Annotated in this window: 21 protein-coding genes and 2 tRNA genes; 11 read left to right on the forward strand and 12 right to left on the reverse strand. The window is 34.8% G+C overall.

The window, feature by feature from the left end; translation table 11 throughout:
- Positions 1-108 precede the first annotated feature (108 nt).
- The 3 genes from hisF (at position 109) to B9T31_RS17745 (ending at position 2287) form a co-directional block, all read left to right on the forward strand.
- Complete coding sequence (hisF, locus tag B9T31_RS01030; protein ID WP_086180107.1) at positions 109-867, forward strand: imidazole glycerol phosphate synthase subunit HisF; 759 nt, start codon at positions 109-111, stop codon at positions 865-867.
- A gap of 355 nt (positions 868-1222) precedes the next feature.
- Positions 1223-1912, forward strand: a complete 690-nt coding sequence (gene aqpZ, locus B9T31_RS01035) for an aquaporin Z (RefSeq protein ID WP_086180108.1) — start codon at positions 1223-1225, stop codon at positions 1910-1912.
- Positions 1913-2140: 228 nt separating this feature from the next.
- Entirely contained in the window at positions 2141-2287 is a 147-nt protein-coding gene (locus tag B9T31_RS17745) for a hypothetical protein (protein WP_171264656.1), read from the forward strand.
- Between the two features lie 113 nt (positions 2288-2400).
- Here the strand turns inward: B9T31_RS17745 and B9T31_RS01040 are convergent, their stop codons facing one another.
- The 3 genes from B9T31_RS01040 to B9T31_RS01050 form a co-directional block, all read right to left on the reverse strand.
- Positions 2401-3333, reverse strand: a complete 933-nt coding sequence (locus B9T31_RS01040) for a DNA/RNA non-specific endonuclease (RefSeq protein WP_086180109.1) — start codon at positions 3331-3333, stop codon at positions 2401-2403.
- 41 nt (positions 3334-3374) lie between these two features.
- The gene (locus B9T31_RS01045) at positions 3375-4379 is read right to left on the reverse strand and encodes a DNA/RNA non-specific endonuclease (RefSeq protein WP_171264657.1); all 1005 of its coding nucleotides are present in this window, start codon (positions 4377-4379) and stop codon (positions 3375-3377) included.
- A 345-nt stretch (positions 4380-4724) separates the two neighbouring features.
- Complete coding sequence (locus tag B9T31_RS01050) at positions 4725-6605, reverse strand: potassium transporter Kup (RefSeq protein WP_086180111.1); 1881 nt, start codon at positions 6603-6605, stop codon at positions 4725-4727.
- A gap of 121 nt (positions 6606-6726) precedes the next feature.
- On the opposite strand from B9T31_RS01050, the gene B9T31_RS01055 reads away from it, so the two are divergent.
- Both B9T31_RS01055 and B9T31_RS01060 read left to right on the forward strand, forming a co-directional pair.
- Positions 6727-6817: transfer RNA gene (locus tag B9T31_RS01055), tRNA-Ser, on the forward strand.
- 154 nt (positions 6818-6971) lie between these two features.
- Complete coding sequence (locus B9T31_RS01060; protein ID WP_086180112.1) at positions 6972-7445, forward strand: DoxX family protein; 474 nt, start codon at positions 6972-6974, stop codon at positions 7443-7445.
- Positions 7446-7610: 165 nt separating this feature from the next.
- Here B9T31_RS01060 and B9T31_RS01065 read toward each other — a convergent pair whose 3' ends face one another.
- The gene (locus tag B9T31_RS01065; protein WP_171264667.1) at positions 7611-8861 is read right to left on the reverse strand and encodes a ParB/Srx family N-terminal domain-containing protein; all 1251 of its coding nucleotides are present in this window, start codon (positions 8859-8861) and stop codon (positions 7611-7613) included.
- 474 nt (positions 8862-9335) lie between these two features.
- On the opposite strand from B9T31_RS01065, the gene B9T31_RS01070 reads away from it, so the two are divergent.
- Both B9T31_RS01070 and B9T31_RS01075 read left to right on the forward strand, forming a co-directional pair.
- Entirely contained in the window at positions 9336-9563 is a 228-nt protein-coding gene (locus tag B9T31_RS01070) for a hypothetical protein (protein ID WP_086180114.1), read from the forward strand.
- 181 nt (positions 9564-9744) lie between these two features.
- Positions 9745-9820, forward strand: a tRNA-Thr gene (locus B9T31_RS01075).
- Positions 9821-9873: 53 nt separating this feature from the next.
- Here B9T31_RS01075 and B9T31_RS01080 read toward each other — a convergent pair.
- The 3 genes from B9T31_RS01080 to ahpC all read right to left on the reverse strand — a co-directional run bounded on the left by B9T31_RS01080 (position 9874) and on the right by ahpC (position 13008).
- The gene (locus B9T31_RS01080) at positions 9874-10698 is read right to left on the reverse strand and encodes an SAM-dependent methyltransferase (RefSeq protein WP_086180376.1); all 825 of its coding nucleotides are present in this window, start codon (positions 10696-10698) and stop codon (positions 9874-9876) included.
- Between the two features lie 6 nt (positions 10699-10704).
- Positions 10705-12003: an FAD-dependent oxidoreductase gene (locus B9T31_RS01085; protein WP_139840888.1), complete on the reverse strand. Its 1299-nt coding sequence runs from the start codon at positions 12001-12003 to the stop codon at positions 10705-10707.
- Between the two features lie 441 nt (positions 12004-12444).
- Positions 12445-13008 carry an alkyl hydroperoxide reductase subunit C gene (gene ahpC / locus B9T31_RS01090; RefSeq protein WP_086180115.1) on the reverse strand — a complete coding sequence of 188 codons (564 nt, stop codon included), beginning with the start codon at positions 13006-13008 and terminating at the stop codon, positions 12445-12447.
- A 213-nt stretch (positions 13009-13221) separates the two neighbouring features.
- On the opposite strand from ahpC, the gene B9T31_RS01095 reads away from it, so the two are divergent.
- The gene (locus B9T31_RS01095; protein WP_086180116.1) at positions 13222-13557 is read left to right on the forward strand and encodes a hypothetical protein; all 336 of its coding nucleotides are present in this window, start codon (positions 13222-13224) and stop codon (positions 13555-13557) included.
- Between the two features lie 79 nt (positions 13558-13636).
- Here the strand turns inward: B9T31_RS01095 and B9T31_RS01100 are convergent, their stop codons facing one another.
- The 5 genes from B9T31_RS01100 to B9T31_RS01120 all read right to left on the reverse strand — a co-directional run bounded on the left by B9T31_RS01100 (position 13637) and on the right by B9T31_RS01120 (position 18898).
- The gene (locus B9T31_RS01100; protein ID WP_171264658.1) at positions 13637-13903 is read right to left on the reverse strand and encodes a YadA C-terminal domain-containing protein; all 267 of its coding nucleotides are present in this window, start codon (positions 13901-13903) and stop codon (positions 13637-13639) included.
- A gap of 92 nt (positions 13904-13995) precedes the next feature.
- Positions 13996-15216: an ESPR-type extended signal peptide-containing protein gene (locus tag B9T31_RS01105; protein WP_086180118.1), complete on the reverse strand. Its 1221-nt coding sequence runs from the start codon at positions 15214-15216 to the stop codon at positions 13996-13998.
- A 465-nt stretch (positions 15217-15681) separates the two neighbouring features.
- The gene (gene ssb / locus B9T31_RS01110; RefSeq protein WP_086180119.1) at positions 15682-16254 is read right to left on the reverse strand and encodes a single-stranded DNA-binding protein; all 573 of its coding nucleotides are present in this window, start codon (positions 16252-16254) and stop codon (positions 15682-15684) included.
- Positions 16255-16305: 51 nt separating this feature from the next.
- Positions 16306-17670, reverse strand: coding sequence for an MFS transporter (locus B9T31_RS01115; protein ID WP_086180120.1), 1365 nt, complete (start codon positions 17668-17670; stop codon positions 16306-16308).
- Positions 17671-17818: 148 nt separating this feature from the next.
- A complete protein-coding gene (locus B9T31_RS01120) occupies positions 17819-18898 on the reverse strand; it encodes a DUF475 domain-containing protein (RefSeq protein ID WP_086180121.1) in 1080 nt (359 codons plus the stop codon).
- Between the two features lie 250 nt (positions 18899-19148).
- On the opposite strand from B9T31_RS01120, the gene tenA reads away from it, so the two are divergent.
- The 3 genes from tenA to uvrA all read left to right on the forward strand — a co-directional run bounded on the left by tenA (position 19149) and on the right by uvrA (position 23593).
- A complete protein-coding gene (gene tenA, locus B9T31_RS01125; protein WP_086180122.1) occupies positions 19149-19820 on the forward strand; it encodes a thiaminase II in 672 nt (223 codons plus the stop codon).
- A gap of 364 nt (positions 19821-20184) precedes the next feature.
- Entirely contained in the window at positions 20185-20568 is a 384-nt protein-coding gene (locus tag B9T31_RS01130; protein WP_086180123.1) for a hypothetical protein, read from the forward strand.
- 193 nt (positions 20569-20761) lie between these two features.
- A complete protein-coding gene (uvrA, locus tag B9T31_RS01135) occupies positions 20762-23593 on the forward strand; it encodes an excinuclease ABC subunit UvrA (protein ID WP_086180124.1) in 2832 nt (943 codons plus the stop codon).
- The last annotated feature ends 44 nt before the right edge of the window (positions 23594-23637 follow it).

Raw genomic sequence — 23637 nt, forward strand, 5'->3', positions numbered from 1 at the left:
ACCTGCAAAAAACCTATATATTTTTGATAGAATACCTTGTCCATCTACCAAGGTGTAGCACCATCCGTAGGTTAGTTTCATAATATGCTGTAATTATTGGAAAAAATCATGCTTGCTAAACGCATTATTCCTTGCCTAGACGTAGATAACGGTCGTGTCGTAAAAGGTGTTCAATTCCTCGATATTCGTGATGCAGGCGATCCTGTTGAAGTCGCTCGTCGTTATAACGAACAAGGTGCAGATGAAATCACCTTCTTAGATATTACAGCAACCTCAAATGGTCGTGACACGACTTATCGTACTGTAGAACGAATGGCTGAATCTGTATTTGTTCCTCTTACTGTTGGTGGAGGCGTACGTAAAGTTGAAGATATTCGTCTCTTACTCAATGCAGGTGCCGATAAAGTCAGTATTAACTCTGCCGCTGTTTTTAATCCTGAGTTTGTACAAGAAGCATCGCAACGTTTTGGCGCGCAATGTATTGTTGTGGCAATTGATGCGAAAAAAACTGCAGAGAATAAATGGGAAATCTTCACCCACGGCGGGCGTAAACCAACTGGCATAGATGCCATTGATTGGGCTGTTCAAATGGCTGATTATGGCGCTGGTGAGTTACTCATTACCTCAATGGATGCAGATGGCACAAAAGCAGGCTATGACCTTAAATTAATGCGTCAAATTAATGATCGTGTCACTATTCCAACCATTGCCTCAGGCGGAGTTGGTAATTTACAACATTTGGCTGATGGCATTATTCAAGGTGGTGCAGATGCTGTACTTGCTGCCTCTATTTTCCATTTTGGTCAGCACACTATTCCTGAAGCTAAAAAATATTTAGCAGAACAAGGCATTGAAATGCGTCTTTAAAAATGAACCATAAAGGGTTTGTCAAAAATTACAAGCCCTTTGCAATCCCCATCACTTGGTCAAATCAAAGTTATTTTTGCCATCATCACTTAAAAGTTAAAAATAGCACGCCACACATCCAAAACCACATCTCTTTGATTTTAAAATTATTTTACTTATAAAATAGAACTAAAAATACTGATTCATTGAATGAAAAATAGCCTCTTTATTTCGAATGCTTATATCTAAAAGTTAAACTCCATCAATATTTCAATTCAGTCTATTTGCAAGATTAAAAAAAACAGCTAAAGTTTAAATGTTTATAAAAAACATTTTTTAATAAAAATAAATCAAAATAAATATCTGGAGTAATAAAATGAATAAATATTTAGCAGAGCTCATCGGAACATTCTGGCTTGTGTTTGGTGGATGTGGAAGTGCTGTATTCGCCGCTGCATATCCTGAATTAGGTATTGGTTTTGCTGGTGTATCGCTTGCATTCGGTCTTACGGTATTAACTGCAGCTTATGCATTAGGACATATTTCAGGTGCTCATTTCAATCCAGCAATTAGTATCGGTTTATGGGCTGGTGGTCGCTTTCCCACAAAAGACTTGATTCCCTATATTATTTCTCAAGTTGTAGGTGCCATTCTGGCAGCTTTCATTCTTTATCTCATTCTACAAGGTAAAGGTGACTTTACAGGTGTCGCTGGTTTTGCCTCTAATGGTTTTGGAGATCTATCACCAGGACATTATTCATTTACATCTGCACTGATCATTGAAATTGTATTAACTGCTGGTTTCCTCATTGTCATTATGGGATCAACTGATAAATTAGCACCATTAGGTTTTGCACCTATTGCAATTGGCCTCGCATTAACCCTCATTCACCTGATTAGCATTCCTATCACCAATACATCAGTAAATCCAGCTCGAAGCACTGGTGTTGCTTTATTTGCAGAAACAGCTGCATTAAGTCAACTGTGGTTATTTTGGCTTGCACCGATTTTAGGTGGAGTTTTAGGTGGAATAATTTATAAAATATTATTAAATTCAAAAGATTAAAATTAAAACTCAATCTCTTCCTCTCAAAAACAATACAGCAATTAACGTCTTAATAAGATTTAGTTGCTGCATTTTCTAATTCTTTTAACGATAAAACTTTCTTCTTCTCCATAGAATAAGCTGTACTTTTTATCCTCTACTGGTTTTACTCGTAAAAAAATATATCTATAATAGATTTCAGCCTTGGGTTTTAATATCCTAACAACTTCTATTTGAAAAGATTTTATTATGAATAATTTAAAAAAAGTTTCACTGGCTATTCTTATCATCATTATTGCTGTGCTTGCTTATTTCATTTTTGCTGAAGCAGATGTTGAAGAGGAAACCTATAAACTTGATAAACCTGCAGCCAGTGAAGTTGCCCAAGAATCATAAGTTATCTGTGCCACATTGCATGAAATATAATTTTTTTTCATGCAATGTGAAATATTCAATACTCATGTGATATAGGTTCTTAATAATGTTTATCTGTTTAATTTAAACGTTTTCTATATTCTATTCTTTGATTTTTCAACAACATCTGCCTCACACTGGCTGTGTGCATCCCAGTATAAATATTCGATTGGATGTTCAGCGTTCACATTGGTTTCTGCCCAAGGCAGTTTATATGTATTTCTCTTTTCATCTTCTGATAATTGAGGAAATAAATTCATCCCTAATCGTTCTTCCAAGTAGCACACACTCACAATTTTCACATGCGAGGATAAATCGTTTGGGACATAATAAGCGCCTATCACGCCTGTTTTAGGAATATAAATCACTTTAAATACAGCTGATGGTACAAATGTATTATCGTTCATCGTTTTCAAGACTTGTTCTAAAAAAATAGGGCCTGTCACAACATACACACTCGCTTTATATTGCTGAGTAATCATTCGAATGGCTTGTTCTACATTTAATAACAATTCATATTTTTCTTTTGAAACTAAAGGCAATCTATTTTTCATTAAGAAATCACTTTCCTGTTCCATGACTTCCGATGTTTGATCTGTTGTGAGCATTTTCCATAAATAATAACCCTCCAATTTATGATGTTTCAAATCAGCTTGTTGACTTAAATTGATTCGCATGGAAACACTCTCTGCTGAATGAATCAAACGTAAATTATGTGGACTTAATACTTCTGCCGCCCAAAGTGCAGTTTTTGAAAGATCTGAATATACTAAACTAAAGCCATCAAAACATAAGGGATAACTCTCCACCTTTAAACTCGCTTTATTTAAATATGGAGGCGTCTCTTGATAAAATGATTTCAAACATCTTTCATTCGCAATCGTTGGAAAAATAGGAAATTTCATTTTTAAACTGAAGTTATATCCTAAAATCAAACATCCTACAGCCACCACGCCTAAGAATAGTTGGATTAAATATATACCTAATTTCTTATTCGTGACCGTCGATTTTCTTTTTTTCAGCGCCATATCAATTAAAACTATGGGATCATTTGATCATTCGTGTTCATTTAATGAAAAAATTTTGCAAGAAAAGTTTGAATAATATTCTTTAGAAATTCAGTAATATTATTCAAAATAATCGATAGAAACTTATCTTGTAATGTGTCTGTATCTTTATTCTGATCTATACGGGTTGGATCATGCGTTAAAACTTCATTTGTCTCTAGAACTTGAGGTTGACCAGCTTCTAAAAAATTAAATTTTATCTTGGTCGAATTTACAAATTGAGAATATGGAACAGGTGGAGGAACTTGTGTTGGTGCATTGTTCACAATATATGCCCAACTTTTATTTTCTGCAGTGTTATATACGAGTTTAAAAATACGCGTTGGTTTCCAAACTTGATTTTTACCTAACTTAACAATTGATTGTTCATTTTGATCAAATAAAACCCCAGTTAAAATATAAGTATCACCTTTAGAGCGCAAAATATATTTTCTCACATCTGTTTCAATTTTATTCCATGCCTGCCGATTATTATTAGAATCTTGTGGAATCATATTTGAAAGTGCGAAAGTCTGAGCCATTCCTTTTTCAGTTAACGCATTTCCTGCAGGTGCTAAATGACCTTTATCCACCCCTGGATTCGCATTTTTAAAATCTGAAATTTTTGCCTGACCATTTGACGGTGTTCTTGGATCTGTATAAAAAATATCAGTTCTTGCTAAGCCTTTGCTTCTTTTATTGAGTGATATGGCATTTAATTTTTCAACGACAAGGATTGGCGTTTTTGTACGGTCTGAATATAAAACTGCAAAATTATCTGAACATAATTTTCTAAATTTCCAAATTCCAGCATGGTCTGTAAATAAACCTGTAACTTCATCTGAGTTATTGTTTGGAAATAAATTTTGACACCCTTCAAATGAGTCCTTTTTTTGCTTGCTATTATATAATGCAATTGGTTGTTTTTTTGCGATTCCGCCATATTCAGAGTTACTTACACTTTCTTTAGCAGAAGCAGAAAAACTCAATAAAAAACTAGCAGCAATTAAATAAGATTGAAATTTCACAACAAATAATTCACAAACCGAAAAAGATGACCATATGAATGGATTAATATTTTATTCAATTTATATCAAAATCACTGAATCCATAATCATTACTCAAAATAGTCATATTTATATGTAACACTAAAGCGATTCAATTTAATTTTAATGATGAATAAATTAAGCATTCTTCAGGGTATCAAGGCAATATGAACTTGTATATGTAGTCAGACATCAATTGTTTAACAAATATACGCACTTTTCAATTTACCTACATTTCTCTCTATCGGAAATAAATCTTTTATCCAAATAATTTATCCATAAAAAACCAGAAAAGAATTCTGGTTTTTTATAACTCAAATAAACGATTTAAATTTCAATCTGACTTCCTAATTCAACCACTCTATTGGTTGGAATTTGATAAAAATCACTGACAGGACTGGTGTTTCGTTGCATTGAAATAAACAACTTTTCACGCCACGGCGCCATTCCCTCACCCAAGGTATGAATAATTCGATCTCTTGAAATAAAGAAGCTTATTTGCATTAAATCGAAATCAAATTCGAGGTCATGATAAGCCTGTTGTAAAGCAGTCGGAATATTAGGTTGATCTTTAAATCCATAATACATAAAGACTCGGTAAAAACGATCATCTAATTTTTCAATATGAAGACGTTCTTCATCGCTCACAAAAGGAATATCTTTAGTAATTACTGTAACCATGATATTGCGTTCATGTAATACCTTATTATGCTTAATATTGTGTAACATGGCATGTGGAACAATATTTGGTGTCCCAGTTAAAAATATAGCATCACCTGGAATAAACTTCATTTCATCGCCCATATTGACACTTTTAATGAATAAATCCATCGGCAAAGCATCTTTACTAAGGCGTTTGAGTACCAATGCTCGTCCATCTTTCCATGTCATCAATACAGTAAATAACATTGCACCGATTAAAATTGGTACCCATCCGCCTGCAATAATTTTGAGGGATGTTGAAGCTACAAAAACTAAATCTAAAAATAAAAATGGAATAGCGAATAGCGCGACTTTCCAAATTGGCCAACGCCAATAGCCATAAGCAAGTACTGAAATTAAAATCGTACCACACAGCATCGTCATGGTGACAGCTACACCATAAGCACTGGCTAAGTTTGCACTATTTTCAAACAGTAAAATAAGAATAAGAACGGAGATAAATAACATCCAGTTAATAAAGGGTAAATAAATTTGCCCTTGTTCAACTTCTGAGGTATGGCGCACAGTTAAACGTGGTAAGTAACGTAATTGTATCGCTTGGTTAACCATAGAAAAGACGCCCGTTATTACCGCTTGAGATGCAATAACAGCAGCAGCAGTTGCCAATCCAATCATAGGAAATAATGCCCATTCAGGCACGAGCATATAAAATGGATTTTCAATTGCATTTGGATTGCGCAGCAATAATGCACCTTGTCCTGCATAGTTTAGTAATAAACAAGGTAAAACAACAATAAACCAAGCTAAACGAATCGGTAAACGACCAAAATGCCCCATATCTGCATATAAAGCTTCCCCCCCTGTCATTGTTAAAATAACAGCGCCCATCGTTAAAAACGCAACAAATGGTTGGTGTATGACAAAATTCAATGCCCAATGTGGACTTACCATTGCCAATACAAATGGGGTTTGAATAATACTCCACAGCCCAACCAAACCAATGGATAAAAACCAAGCTAAAGTGAGTGGACCAAAGAGTTTACCCATGGTTCCAGTACCATGGCGTTGAACCAAGAAAAGCCCTGCTAAAATGCCAATTGAAAGTGGTGCTAACCATTGATTAAACATCGGTGTTGCGATACTTAAACCTTCAATAGCAGACAACACAGAGATTGCAGGAGTAATAATTCCATCACCAAAAAAAAGTGATGCACCAATAAAACCTAAAGCAATTAAATAAATTTTTTTATTTTCTGCAATACGTGTCGTTCGTAAGTTGAGTGCGAGTAAAGACATAATTCCGCCTTCACCATTATTATCAGCACGCATAATAATGGTCACATACTTAAAACTAATGGTTAGCATCATGCACCAAAAAATAAGAGACAAGATCCCTAGCACTGTCGTTTCTGTAATGGCTAAATGTGCAGTTAAAAAACATTGGCGCAGCGCATAAAGAGGACTTGTACCAATATCTCCAAATACAACGCCAAGAGCAGCTAATGTAATCGCAGGTAAGGCAGCTTTTTTTGCAGTGTTTTGCATATTTTGTCTTCGTTTTAGACAGTATTTTTGCGAATGATAACATTACCTGCAAAGTTTTTGTGCAAATCAATTGTTTCGACTTGGCAGACTAATCTTTTTTCGTTATTATCCACACCCTAATGGTGAAGTGTCCGAGTGGCTGAAGGAGCACGCCTGGAAAGTGTGTATACGTTTATAGCGTATCGAGGGTTCGAATCCCTCTTTCACCGCCAAATTGCAAAGAACTGCACTCCAAAGTAGTATAGAAAGCCTTAATTCTAAAGGAGTTAAGCCTTTTTTGTACTCACCACAATCTGATTATATTTTATACGACTTGACAAAAGATGATTTGATAAGAAAAATATCATTTTAATTATACTTTGAATAATGACTAATTTTATTTTTAATAATTTCTTACATAAACCTTTTGTCTCTCAAATTATTCTATTTTTAAGTAGAATTTCTATCGGATTATTCTTTTTCACAACAGGATTTAATAAAGTTTTTGTTGAGAAAAATAGTGCCATCATGCTAGAAACAATAGCGGCCGCAGGAATTCCATACCCAGAATTTACAGCAGTGATTATTTCTTTATTTGAGTTAGTTTTTGGATTCTTCATGATCATTGGTCTACTAACACAAATATCTGGAATAATATTATTTTTTATATGCTTCGTTGCACTCTGTACTGTCGGAATTTATATTATACCTACTGGAGAATCCATCATTACTTGGTTAAGTTGGTTTTTTTACATACATGATTTTATTTATATGATGATATTGGGCTATTTAATTACAAATAAATCAAAAATTTTATCGATAGATATGTTCTTAGAAAAATATATTCATCGCCATCAATAATTTTTTAGTCTTCTTTATCCCTCTTATAAATGCATACCCTTTATGCATTGATCATCTCTATTCCTTTGATCAATGCATAAAAGAAAAATGACCAAATTTTCTGCAAACGCCCCTAATAAATGACTTCTTAGGGTAGCTTCAGTAATTCAAATATAATGCTTTTATTTATTGCCAGCCCCAACATGCACGGCTTAACTGATCTTGTGGAATGCCACATTTTTGATATTTAATTGCATACCAAATTTTTCCACCCGAGCGAGGTGTACCATCCTTCTTCACATCTGTTCGAACTAAATCGTTAAAGTCATCACTATCTCTTGTCTCACTAATGGCTAAAGCACCCATACTTTGGGCTGTTTTATCATTATAAATAATATCTGTAGGCTGTGTTGAACCCATTAAAATAGAGTATCTTGCAACAGCTGCCTGATATCCAGTCGCACTCCCTGAAAGTAATAATGTTTTTTTAATTGAAGTTTCTGCAAGAATATCCTCAATCGCATATTGCTTCACATCTAAATGAAACTCAGATAAAGCAGGGACTAAACCTTTTTCTATTTGTTTATGAAACCAATCTTCCCATAAAAATTCTGCAAAATCTGCAGCACCTTCAACTTTGCTATAGCCAATATTTCGAGTGAAATAAACCAATGAACGATAATCATTGTTTTCCATTCCACTTGGATTGCTGCTCGATTTTAAGCCAAGGTTTTTAGACAGTTGTTGATAGGTAATTGTATTATTCGCACCATTTTTTAACCATGCTTGTCCATTTGCAACCATTTTTGCCCAAAATTCATCTGCTGTTTTTAAATCACTATAATTTGCAACAACACGCACAAATACTTTTAAATTTTTACCGCCATCAGGTAATTCTAATAAAGACGTAATGGTATGATGACCATCTGTTAAATATAAATTACCGTCATAACCTATCACCACTGTTTTTAAACTTGCGACTTCAGAGCCTAATGGTTTTTCACATTCAAACGTTGTTGCATCATTTAATTTTGCACTTTCTAAAGCAAAGATATTTGCAAAGTCTTTACCTGAAACCCCTCCCATATCTTCACAATAATCACTGAATTTTTTACCAATGGTATTTTTAAGATATTTAAATTGATTTGCATCATCTTTTTGCCAAGTGTTCCGTTGAGCATCACCTTGCCAACGACCTAATTTATAATAAATTTGATCATAGCCAATCGCCCCTTGACTTGGATTTAACTCTGCAATTTTGACCTCTAGAACATCACCAGCCTTTGCATTTAAAAACTGTTGATTACGGTGATCGACTGGTTTTTCAGGCTGAACAACGACTTGCTCATGATCATTAGAATCATCACAACCGACCAAACCAAGACAACATGCAAATAATGTAGTAAATCCTAACCGTTTAAGTGTCTGATGCTTCATCATATTTTAAATTCCAAAAACTAAATTTTTTAGATTTTGTGTCATTTTTATCTCAATTTGATGACAGTTAAAAAAATGATTGAACTCTTTTTCATCATTTTTAGTTTTAATTCTATGTTTGTCACAGTTTTATTTGAATTTAAATTCAATTCATTTTAAAACAACTAAGTTATTGATCTGATCGCTATATCATTTCACTAGGATATAAAAAAGAGATAATTTTCCCCTCTATTTTAAAAAGATTAAAACGCTAATTTTTCTTAATATTTTTTACAATTTTTATATGCTGAAAATAAGACAATTTATCAAGTTTATGCTAAATAATAATTACCCTATTTTTATGATAACAATGAGGTCTTTTAACCAAACATTCTTTATACCAGCAATGATTGATAAACCTTAGCATTCACTTACATTTACAAATTGTTTAAAACGACGAGATATCAACATAAAAACTGCTATTCGGGAGCGAATATGAATAACAGCCAAAATTATGTCAAACAAATTAAAAATGCTAAACGCGGTGGATATACCCCGACTATTGCGAAAGATGTAAATAAACATAGGATACAAAATGCTTTAAAATTAATAGAACAATGGCGACAGTTAGCAAATGAGTTGAAACCTCAAATGCAACTGGAAATGGCGTTTACCCTAGAAGAATGTGCACAAGACTTAGATCGAATTTTAAGGAACAAATAAATACATTTAATTTCAACGATTCATTTTATTTTAGCTCGCTATTTAGCGAGCTAAATGCGATTTAAATATTATAATTAACCTCATATTAAATGAACTCTTCCAATATTTTCACACAAAATTATTAATCGGTTATTTTTTGGCTTGCATTCAAAAAAACTTTCTGTAAAATGCATCCAACAAAGCCGGCATAGCTCAGTTGGTAGAGCAACTGACTTGTAATCAGTAGGTCCACAGTTCGAATCCGTGTGCCGGCACCATATACTTAGGTTCACTTTTTAGTGAGCCTTTGTTGTTTTTAGCATTTCATATTTTATTTATAGTGCGCAGTCACTTGTACATAATCAATAAAACCATCTTTAAAAAGTTTTTTACACAACTTAGCAGTCATTTGAATTTTTAAATAATCTATATTATTTTTATTCTTCGATAATCTATGTTCTACGTATTCTGAAAAACCGAAGAAAACAGATTTGGATAAATTTTTAATCACAATATTTTTAAATTCAGCATGCTTCAAAGAGATTTCTAATTCTTTACTTGTTTTTAAATTTTTTAAATTCACATCTGCCAATTTAAGTAACCATGCATATTGCTGTTTATCAATTGAACTTAAAGTATGCCAACGTTCTGATAATACCAGCGTATGAAAGCCTATTCGCGCATTTGAATTTAAAACAGGAACCAGTGCATCTATAAATGAATTCAAAGCATGGTGATATGCTGAATCTATGCAAACAACGACATCAAATTTATTCTGAAATGGAATCTTTTTTAAATTTAAATAAGATTCGTGAAATATTTGAATATTTTTTAAATTCTGCTTTTTTAATTTTAAAACACAATCATTTTGTAATTCAACGGCTTGTATATTTTTCTTTATCTGATATTTATTTTGCCAGAACAATAAACTCGCACCATAACCAACGCCTAAATCTAAAAGATGATCGTTTGAATTTAAATGCAAACTTTGTCCTAAATAGTCTGCTAAATTTTGGCAAGCTTGCGGATAACTTTCCTCACCTTGCCATAAACCTAAATTACTCCAAGCACATTCGGAACTATCTCCCAATAAAGCAGCATGAATTGCATATTTATGTTTTGGAAACTTGTTCTGTATGTATTGAAGTAACTTTATCATCCATTAATAACCCAGTTGTGGTGCAACCTCCACATTCGGTTTTAAACCAATAAAAGGCATTGGTGCTTGGAAAATTTCAGCAATATGCATGGCTGATGTTACCGCGGACTCTAATATTGGTAATCCATCACATGACCAAGATCCACAAAAGAAAACTTTTCTATTGGCTTGCTGATGACGTAACTGTAATTCTTTATTCAATGCAACAGTTTGTGAATCAACAACAGCACGCGTTAGTTTAACTGAGGCTACTACTTTTTTTGGATCAATCTCAGTAACTGGACGCCAGGTTTGAAAAATAGGTCTTTTACCTACTAAAGAAGGTTCTACTGCATTGAGCCATACCGTAAATTGTTGTTTGGTAAATTTACGATCCATCATATAGCTTAAAACCGACCAATCTTTACGCTTTGGAGGCATCACGGTCGAATCGGTGTGAATGACTAAATCACCATCTTCAAACTTAAATTTTTTCAGTAGTTGAATATCATCTGCAAATTGATTCTGATTTAGAAACTCTTCAACTTTGGTTGTTGGCGTTGCAACTACAATCCGATCAAATATAAACTCTTGATGATTGTTATTTTTAATGACAACACCTTGCTCATTTTCCCGAACATCAACAATTGCAGCATCACTAATAATTTCAATGCCATCAATAAGTTTGTCTACAAAAGCAGGCGTACCACCTTGTAAACGCAACAATGCATCACCATCGGTTAGTTGACGTAAAAAAGTGAGTAATGGCTTTGCCGGCCACTCTCCTATTGTCTTAGGATTACATGTACAAATCGTATAAAGCACAGGCATCACAGCACCATGCCAAAATACTTCTTCAATTTCATTATGATTTATGAAATCTGCAAGTGTCATATCTTGATTTTTAGATCTAAAGAATTTTGCAATTGCAACTTTAAGTTGCAACATACCTTTGACTAAACGCCAACCATATTGTTGCATTCCTTTTCGATTGCTAATAATTGGAAAATTACCAATTCGACTACGTGTTGTCGTGAGCCATGTTTCAGTTTTATCTTCAAATAACCAGCTACATGCCATATATGTACGTACTGGATAGGTTTTAATACCTAAATGTGTTGCCAAGCTTAACGTGTTCTTCCACAAATAAGGATTCATTACGCGTAAAGGTGCATCAATTAAGCCACCTTCAAACTCCATACTATGACTGTCCATACCTCTGCCAGGTAACGCTTCAAATATTGTAATATTATGTCCAGCGTCTTTTAGAATTCTTGCTGTAGCGAGTCCAGCCATACCGCTACCAATCACTGCAATATCCAAGATTAAAATCCATCTTTTTAAAATACTCTCAAGATTATGAACTAAGCAGTACTAAATCTAACTATTAAAAACTACCAGATTGTTTATCTTTTTCTAACTTACAGAACATTACATTATGATTACCTTTCATAACACACGGAATTTATTCATATTTTACAATTCATAGAGTTTATTTTAAAAAATTTACATATCTTGCTGTAAAAGATGAAAAAAAGGTTTTACAAATCATAAAAAAGTGTTTATGATTTAAACCATAAAAATGATAACAACATCACAATAAAAAGAAATAATAATAACAAAGTAACGATAACAAAAAAGAAACAAGCAGCGTAAATAAAAAGCCTTTGAGAAATCAAAGGCTTTTTTTTAGCAAAATTTTATCTTCTCATCAAGTGATAGAATGATATTTAACCTTAGATACAATGAACTAAACCATACCAGTTAAATTTTACCCACTAAATCAATAGAAGGGGCAATTGTTACATCACCTTCTTTCCATTTCGCAGGACAAACCTCTCCAGGATGTGTATATACATACTGTGCAGCTTTAACTTTACGTAATAACTCAGCTGCATCACGACCAATACCTCCTGCATTAATTTCAATAATTTGAATTTTTCCATCAGGATCAATGACAAAAGTACCACGATCTGCCAATCCTTCTGCATCAATTAAAACTTCAAAATTTCTAGCAAGTGTCCATGTCGGATCACCAATTAATGGATATTGAATTTTTCCAATCACATCTGAGGTATCATGCCAAGCTTTATGTGTAAAATGTGTGTCTGTAGAAACACCATAAATTTCAACGTTTAATGCTTGAAATTCCGCATAATGATCTGCTAAATCACCAAGTTCTGTTGGACATACAAAAGTAAAATCTGCGGGATAGAAGAATATAACCGACCATTTTCCTTTAAAGTTTTTTTCTGAAATATCAATAAATTGACCATCATAATAAGCAGTTGCTTGAAATGGTTTTACGTCAGTATTAATTAAGCTCATTTGAATTCCTTAATGTCGTAAATGAAAATACTTATGGTGTAGAAGCATCATAAAATCAATTTAATGATTGGTAAAATAATTGTTTTTAATAATTATGATCGTTTTATAGAATATAAGTATACTTTTCGACACACATTGCGCATCAATCTTGTTTTTCGATTGACCATTCCATCATTTTTCTGTAGATTTTCTTTTTGAGCGGATGATATAACAATGAGTTTCTCAGTAATTTTTGAAAATTTTAAAAACCTTTCTGCGGGTACAGATGCATTTAAACAACTAAAAAATGAATGTGAAAATGCGTTACAAGCACCGAGTTCATCAATAGATCAAACAGCACTATTCCTCATTTATGGTTTCGCAAAAAACTATGTTTTATTATACGAAGATGAAGCTGTAGAGTCTGATTTTGCACAAGTTGCAAAACAACAGCTTTTAAATTATATGCAAACGTTAAATGATGCTTTACTCAACGAAAATACTGAATTATTACTGCTATCTCAAAATCAAATCATTCAACATTATATGCAAAGCTTACGTATATTTTAAAAATACCCCATATAAAAAGGCGATATATATCGCCTTTTTATATGTCTGAACTTCTTTTCAAACTAAAGGTATTCAACTTTTATTTCCATTGAATACCCACTGAAGCACCTCCACCCCAAGTGCCTCGACTATTGGTTGTTGTTGCGAGCTTCCAAATATAGTGTACTGGCTTATTATTAAAGAATTTCTTCTCTAGTGTAACTCCTGATGCACCAATTGAAAAACCAGCCTCACCTTCCCATACACCTGTTCCAACGGCAAGCATTGAGCTACCATACTCTGTTGGCTGTGGTAATGAAGCAATGGCTATTGCTGCTGCGACTGCTGCATTTGTTTTATTTGACAATTTATCTAAACGATCATTCGTTGCTTTTAATGAATCATCAAAATTAGAACCCAGTGTATTTAACTTTTTATTGAGTTCAATATCTGCTGCATTTAAAGCATCAACGGCATCACCAATATTGTGTACAGTTCGTTCGTTATCGAGCCCTGTGCAATAGCATAACCACTACTTGCATTCGCATTCAAACCAATGGCTATAGCATTGTCACTACTGGTGTTGGCTGATTTACCTACAGCAATACTATTCTGTCCACTTGCAATGGCTGAAGCTCCTTGTGCAATGGCATAACTATTACTCGCATTCGCACTTGTACCAACCGCTATCGTATTATCACTACTTGCATTCGCTGATTTACCCACAGCAATACTATTCACTCCACTTGCATTCGCTGATGTACCTTGAGCAATGGAAGAACTACCACTTGCATCCGCAGCATTTCCAAGAGCAAGACTTTTTGAACCTTTGGCACTTGCACTTGCACCAACTGCAGTCGCATTATCACTACTTGCATTTGTCGATTTACCCACTGCGATACTATTGAGCCCACTTGCAACAACTGACGTACCTAGCGCAACAGTATAATTACCAGATGCAACAGGACCTGTCGCTGAAAAAATGTTAGTTCCAGTTGACTCAGATGCACCTATCGCAATTGCACTTAGACCATTTGCATTAGAGGAATGCCCAATTGCGATTGCTTTTTCAGCAAGTCCTGAGCTTACCGTACCCATGACAATTGCATGATTGCCAGTAGCAACACCATCACGACCAATCACGATAGAAGAATTACCAGAAGTATAAGATCTATGCCCAACGACAACCGAATTTGGTGCATCTGATTGATTATTATTCCCAATTAAAACAGCAGTAGTTGTAGACCCTATATTATTTCCACCTAGAATGACATTCCCAGTAGAAGCACCACTAGAGCCATTTCCAATTACTACGCCAGTATTTGCAGTCAACTGAATAGAAGAGGGCGTATTGGGATTTTGAAAGCTATTAAAATTTGTATTTCCATCTGCGCTAGTAGCCCCAGGGGAAACAAGAGACCCCGTTCCTGTCGTACTAATTACCTGCATCGCCATCGCAGAATGTACAAACAATACCCCCAATATACTCAGCATACTGGTAATTAATATTTTTTTTGGTTTTAACTGAGGCACTTTGGAGCAAGATGAAATATTGTAATTCAAATTATTTTTTTTATTCGAAGTTGTTTTTTGTGATTTAGTATGTCCTTTAGCCAATTCAGAAACCGCAATCCAAATGCCTAAAGATGCACTCCAAATAACTTTATAAATAATATTCATTATGATCCCCTTGATATTATTATTTAGGTGAAATTTATTTTTCTACTCAAAGATTTTTTTATAAAATAGGAATTGAGTCTTATTATCTAAAACTCAACATAAGCTACTGAAATTTATTTATATTTATTAATTTCTATTTTCATTAAAGCAAAGAAGCTATGCCTAGAATAAGATAAATATTAACGGCAAAATAATAAAATGTCCATATTACACATATATTTTTAATTGATTTTAATTTTTAATCGTGATATTAGTCACATTAAACTAAATATATAAAATTTAATTTACATTTTAATAGTATCTATCTTAAACCCACCTAATACTGACCAACAAAATCTGAAATATAGTACCCCAATAAAAAAGCCTCTCTTATTCACAAAATAAAAGAAGCTTTTATATTTTAAGAAACTGATTTAAATAAATTTTATCTTAAATAACTTAACAAAACATGGTCTAAGGTATGTGTCAAAATGGTAAATCATCATCTAGATCAGCAGGGGTAGCAGTAGGAGCTACCGATGTTTTAGGTGCAAAACCACCTGGGTTATTATTGGCATAACTATTCCCTTGGCTATTATTACTTTGATTACCATAGCCATTGCCTTGATTATTGTTATAGCCCCCTTGATTACCATAGCTATTTCCTTGGTTATTATTAAAACGAGGCTGCTCAAGACCACTCTGTCCTTGTTCACCTTGTTGACGGTTACTATCAAGCATTTGCATTTGTTCGCCACGAATTTCAGTTGTATAACGTTCTTGACCATTTTGATCTGTCCATTGGCGGGTACGCAATGAACCTTCAATATAAACCTTAGAACCTTTTCGTAAATATTGTTGTGCAATTTCCCCTAAACGGTTATGCAGTACAATACGATGCCATTCTGTTTGTTCTTTACGTTCACCCGATGTTTTATCTGTCCAAGATTCACTTGTTGCAATAGAAAACTGAGTTAATGATCCACCATTTGGAAATGTTTTTGTTTCAGGGTCACGACCTAAAGTACCAACCAAAATAACTTTATTTACACCACGCATTAGACGTATTCTTCCTATTAATTTCTATATTTTACTTTATAAGAGTTATGCTTAAATGGCTACCTCTTTCCCCAACAAGTGCGCTAAATCTTGTCGTGCAACATCATCAATCAGCTTTTTATCGATCTTTATATAAGCAACTTGTTGTTCTTGCATCACCACGACTTCTTCAATACCACGAATTGCTAAAAGTTGAGAAGTCCATTCATCCGTTTTTTTGCCCGTTGGTAAGTTTAAAACCAAAGATGAAAGATAACGAGGTTGTGTTAATCCAAAACTAATCAATAACCAAATAACGGCGATTACCGTTAAAATACCCCACCCCATTGCTGTATTTTGTATCAATAGTAATTGCCCACCGATAACACCACCAAAAAAGGCTCCTAGAAACTGGCTACTTGCATTCACGCCCATGGCGGTTGCCTTAGAATGAATCGGAGCAGATTTAGATAACCATGATGGCAATAAAGCCTCCATGACATTAAAAGCAACAAAAAATAATCCTAACCCACCGAGCAGTACATATTTCGATTGAAAGCCAAAAATCATGATCACTAAACCAAGAATAATTCCACCAATAGCGGTCAGAAAAATTCCTCGCATTTTTTGATATTTTTCTGCCAAGATAATACTTGGAAATGCAAAAAATAGACTAATCACCAATAATGGTAAATAAACTAGTCCATGCTTAACCAATGGAATATTTGCATATTCTATAAGTTGAAAAGGAATATAAATGAACATAGCTGTAAGCAATAAATGCAACGAGAAGACTGAAACATGTAAGCGATTTAAATCACCCATTTTCAAAACTTGTTTGAGTTGAACTAAATATCCTTGTCCATAATTTTTATGATGTCGTGTAACTTTAGGAACCAACAACAACATTAAAATAGCAATTAGACCCATCAGGGTGGTGACCCAAAATAAACCTGAAATACCGACCAAGCTGGTTAACCAAGGACCGATACTAAATGCAATCGTGAATGATAAACCAATACTCATTCCCATCACAGCCATTGCTTTCGTTCGTTGTTCCTCTCGTGTTACATCTGCCAATAAGGCCATCACAACAGCAGAAACAGCACCTCCTCCAGCAATTGCACGCCCAATAATCACGCCATAAATTGTTTCAGACATCGCAGCAATTGCTCCACCAACGGCAAACAAAATGAGTCCAAGTACGACTAAAGGTTTTCGACTGTAACGGTCTGCAAGCAAGCTAAACGGAATTTGTAAAATTGCTTGAGTTAGCCCATAAATACCAACAGCTAATCCAATCAATGCAGGCGTTGCATATTCATATGATTGCCCTGCAACAGAAAACACAGGAATAATCATGAACAAACCCAACATGCGTAAGGCAAAAATACTACTTAAAGCAAAAGTTGAGCGGCGTTCCAAGGCATTCATCATAGACGATTAAATTACATTAGTGATGTCATTGCTAAGATTATAAGATATTCAATCATTTTCCTAATATCTATTTTATTTAAATTAAATATCATGTTCTAAAATTAAAAAAGTGTAACTAGAGTTACACTTTTAAAAGACATATTTAATTTTATATTTCTTGTTTTTTTGAATATTGAATTGAGGCTACAATCGCCCAAACAATAAAAGCAACACCGATTAAACCTGTTACGACTTCTGGAACATGTATTCCAGTGCCGCTAGCAAGCATAATAAATGCTAAAGCACCAATCGCATAATGTGCGCCATGCTCTAGAAAAACATAAGCATCTAATGTCCCTTTTTCAACTAAATAAATGGTCATAGAGCGGACGAACATTGCACCTATTGCTAAGCCCAACATAATAATGACTACATCTGAGGTAATCGCAAATGCTCCTATGACACCATCAAAACTAAAAGATGCATCCAATACTTCTAAATAAATAAAACCACCAATTCCAGCTTTTATTACCCCAGTCGATGTACCATTTGTATCATGACCAACAGCATTACCATTTTCATCAACCTCGGGTTCTCCTCCCAGTAAGTGGCTTAATACCTGAACACCGATATAAATCACAATGCCCCAAATACCAGCCATTGTCACCGCTAAACGCTTAGCTTCTCCAACATTCATTGCCATAATCAATAATGCAACCAATGCAAGAAATACTGACATAGCAGGAACATTCGCTAAATTTGCTAAACGGCGTTCTAACCAACGGAACCAATGTGTATCTTTACCGCTATCTAAAAAGAAATTAAGACAAACTAACAATAAGAAAGCACCACCAAACGCTGCAATTTCCGCATGATGTGCAATCAGGCGTTCAGAGTACAAAATAGGGTCATTAAGTGCCATTTGTACAACTTCAAGCATGTTCATATTGGCAGTGAAAGCAACAATCACGATGGGAAAAACTAATCGCATTCCAAAAACAGCAATCACAATACCTACTGTTAAGAAAATCATTCGCCAGTAATGATCCCAACCACGTAATACAGAAGCATTGACCACTGCATTATCAAAGGAAAGTGATACTTCCATGACAGCTAAAATTGCAGTAATTGAAAGTGCTGAAAGCATGGCCTGAACCCCTGCATTTGGTCCATGAGTAAAGCCCCAATATGCAGAAATTGCCAGACATACGATCGTGAAGATGATTGAGAAACCAAAATATTTCAACATAACAACGACCTACAAAATTCAAAATAAATTTGATTAAATTCTCAAAATAAAATAACGCGTATGCTCAGCTTAAAACTGAACAATCTAAAATTTTAAAATATAATTATGACGCTTTTTTTCCAACTTAATCAAAAAATCTTCACAGATAAATTTCAACGCATTAAATAATCATAATTTTCAGCACCCTTCTTCAATTTAAATTGTTATAGTTTTGTCCTGCCTATCATGACATTCTCTAAAAGGACTCAAAATGAGCTTTTCTCAAGATGTTTGGACAAGAAATGCCAAATTATATCAAAGAACACTCCAACACCCATTTAACCAAGAGTTGGCTCAAGGGACGTTAAATACAGCAGCTTTTTGTCATTATGTTATTCAAGATGCACATTATTTACTTGCCTATGGTCGTGCATTGGCAGTTTGTGCTGCAAAGGCTTTTGAAGCCGAAGATGTCATTCAATTTTCTGAAGGTGCAAAAATAGCCATTGTGGTTGAACGTAGTCTACATGATGGCTTCATGCAAAATTTTGGCATATCAAAAGATCAGTTTGAGAATACACCTCTCACCTTAGCTTGCCATCATTACACGTCATTTTTAACAGCAACGGCTTGGTCAGAAAGTTACCCCGTTATTTTGGCTGGATTATTACCTTGCTTTTGGATTTATGCAGAAGTCGGTAAAGATATTGTCAATAATTCTGTAGCGAATAATCCTTATCAAGCATGGGTTGATACTTATTCTGGTGAAGAATTCCATACAGCTGTCAAAAATGTAATTGCAACGATTGATAAAGTTGCTGAGCGATGTGATGCTGATACGATTGAGAAAATGCACCAAGCATACACACGTGGTGCTGAATTAGAGTGGTTATTCTGGGATAGTGCATACCATCAAAGACAATGGTTAGGTCTAGACGCATAATTTACTTATGGTGGGTTCTAGACTATTTCTAGAACCCACCAATGACTATTGTAATATTCATGAAAATTAAATATCTAGCCCCTCTTTATTTCACATTATTTTCCTACATGACTGACAAATAAAGATATTTCAACAATCCAATCAAACTCAAAATAGTCATCTTATTAATCTAATCTCTCAAATTTCATTGTTGCTTTATTCAAAGCATTCATTCGTTCATTTATATGCTTAACATTTAACTGTATTTATAAGATGACAATCATCTCCATAAATTATTTAAATTTAACTTGCAATTTCATCTTATTTTCTTAAAATAAATAATAATGATAATCATTACCATTATGTTGATAAGGAAGCGTTCAAAATGAATCCTGAAACTAAAGGTACGGAAGCAATTCGTGCCATGATTACACTACGACAGTGTTGGTTTGAAAATGAAGAAATTTATTTAAATCAGGGCTGTTTACATTGTGGTTCTGCTGCAACCTACTTAATATACTTCACCAACCGTAAAATTCAGCAGCTCATGCTTGATTTTATTGGTCAGTATAATTGTAATTTTCAGCTCAGTTTTGATTTCTTAGATATTCCAAACTTTGAAAAAGCATATGAAATACTACTTTCCCGTTTAGAGCGTCTTGTGATTAACTATTCATTTACTCAAACACAAAGTCATCGCTCTCATTCTTTTGAAACCATTGACTCTATTTTTGAACGTCCATATACCGGACTATGTCGTATTGCATAAGATAATACTTACATTTAATAATTTCTGACTTTAGCATGGTTTTCAACCATGCTTTTTATTTAATACACCTTTCAAATAATAAAAGGCATCAATGCTCCGACATAAGTTGACGTTTAATTTATTTAATTCACACTTGAACAATTTTCATGCGCTATCATATAGGTTTTCTAGGTATTCCTTTTAGAGAATTTTTATGAGTCAAAGTCATATCCGTATTCGAGGCGCACGTACTCACAATCTAAAAAATGTGTCTCTCGATATTCCACGCGACAAGTTTGTGGTAATCACGGGACTTTCTGGTTCAGGTAAGTCCTCTCTTGCATTTGATACCTTATATGCAGAAGGCCAACGTCGTTATGTAGAATCATTATCTGCCTACGCACGCCAATTTCTTTCCCAAATGGAAAAGCCTGAAGTTGACTCTATTGAAGGCTTGAGTCCTGCGATTGCTATTGAGCAAAAATCTACCAGTCATAACCCGCGTTCAACTGTAGGGACAATTACAGAAATCTATGATTATTTACGTTTATTATACGCACGTGTAGGCACACCTTTTTGTCCAGAACATGACCTACCTATGGTGGCACAAACCATTACCGAAATGGTTGATGCCGTAAAAGCCTTGGATGAAGGTACGGCATTAATGTTACTTGCGCCAGTCGTACGTGAACGTAAAGGTGAATATACCGCTCTATTTGAACAACTACAAAGCCAAGGTTTTGTACGAGCGCGGGTCGATGGTGAGATTATGGAAATCGAACCTATTCCCGAACTGGATAAAAAGAAAAAACATACCATTGAAGTGGTGGTTGACCGTTTCAAAGTCCGTGATGATTTAGGTAATCGAATTGCGGAATCGTTTGAAACTGCATTACGCTTAGGCAGTGATATTGCTATTTTATCTTGGATGAATGATGAGCATCCAGACCGTGTATTTTCTGCAAAACACTCATGTCCACAGTGTGATCGTGCTGTTGCTGAATTAGAACCGCGTTTATTTTCATTTAACAATCCTTTTGGTGCTTGCCCCGTATGTGATGGTTTAGGTACACGCAGTCACTTTAGTGCTGACAAACTCATCCCAAATCGTGAAGTATCAATTAGTCAAGGTGCCATTCGTGGCTGGGACAGACAACGTCCTTATTATTATACAATGATTCAAAAAGTGGCCGATCACTTTGGCTTTTCTTTAGATACTCCTTGGAATGAACTTGATCCCAACACACAAAAGAAATTTTTATACGGTACAGGTAAAGAAAAAATAGATTTAAGCTACATTGATGAACGCGGTCGTCGTCATAATAGAGTTCAAGCTTTTGAGGGAATTTTACCACATTTAGAGCGTCGCTATCGTGAAACTGAAAGTAATTATGTGCGTGATGATTTAGCCCAATATTTATCAAATGCTGCTTGTGATGCCTGTGATGGCTCTCGTCTGAATGAAATTTCACGCCATGTTAAAGTTCAAGATAAAACTATTTCTGAAATTACCAAAATGTCCATTGGTGATGCTGAAAGCTATTATCAGACCTTAAATCTCACTGGGGCGAAAGGAGAAATTGCCGATAAAATATTTAAAGAAATTCGTGAACGACTTCTTTTCTTGGTCTCTGTAGGTTTAAATTATTTAAGTCTTTCTCGCTCTGCGGAAACACTTTCAGGCGGGGAAGCACAGCGCATTCGTTTAGCATCTCAAATTGGTGCTGGATTAATGGGGGTCATGTATGTACTTGATGAACCATCAATTGGCTTGCATCAACGTGATAATGATCGGTTACTTGAAACACTTGTTCGTTTACGTGACTTAGGTAATACGGTTTTAGTCGTTGAACATGATGAAGATGCCATTCGTGCCGCCGATCATATTATTGATATTGGTCCTGGTGCAGGCATTCATGGAGGACATATTATTGCTGAAGGTACTTATGATGAATTAGCTGCGAATGAAAACTCATTAACAGGTCAATATCTATCTGGCAAACTTAAAATTGAAGTTCCAAAACAACGAACTCAGCCTCCAAAGCCTGAAGAACAAATTAAATTAATGGGCGCTGCGGGTCATAACTTAAAAAATGTCGATTTAATTCTTCCCCTCGGCATCATGACGTGTGTCACAGGTGTTTCAGGTTCTGGTAAATCTACATTAATCAATCGTACGTTATTGCCTTTAGCAGCGACGCAGCTTAATGGAGCAACCACTTTAACGGCTGAAAAATTTGATTCAATCGATGGCTTGCAATTCTTAGACAAAGTCGTTGATATTGATCAAAGTCCGATTGGACGTACACCACGCTCAAATCCAGCAACTTATACGGGTTTATTCACTCCCATTCGTGAATTGTTTGCCCAAACTCAAGAAGCCAAAGGTCGTGGTTATACTGCGGGTCGCTTTTCATTTAATGTTAAAGGTGGTCGCTGTGAAGCATGTGAAGGCGATGGTATGATTAAAGTCGCAATGCACTTTTTACCAGATATGTACGTACCCTGCGATGCTTGTCATGGTAAACGCTATAACCGTGAAACATTAGAAATTAACTACAAAGGAAAAAATATTTCAGATGTTTTAGAAATGACAGTGGAAGATGCGATGCATTTCTTTGATGCTATTCCAGTTATTCATCGTCGTTTAGAAACTTTAAATCAAGTTGGGTTAGGCTATATTCGTTTGGGACAATCTGCGACAACACTTTCAGGTGGTGAAGCACAACGTGTAAAACTCGCACGTGAATTAGCAAAACGCGATACAGGTAAAACCTTATATGTACTTGATGAGCCAACGACTGGCTTGCATTTCCATGATATTGCCAAACTTTTAGATATTCTTCATGAACTACGTAATAAAGGAAATACCATTGTCGTGATTGAGCATAATCTCGATGTCGTTAAAACAGCTGATTGGGTTGTCGACTTAGGTCCAGAAGGTGGTGCAGGTGGTGGTCAAATTATTGCTGAAGGAACACCAGAAGCTGTCGCAAAATCTAAAGTCTCGCATACAGCAAAATTTTTAAAACCTTTATTGAAATAATTTCATATTTCAATTGATTGCAAAAAACAGCGATGAATTCGCTG

It is taken from the genome of Acinetobacter sp. ANC 4558 (genome assembly GCF_002135375.1).
In the GTDB taxonomy this organism is placed as follows: Bacteria; Pseudomonadota; Gammaproteobacteria; order Pseudomonadales; family Moraxellaceae; genus Acinetobacter.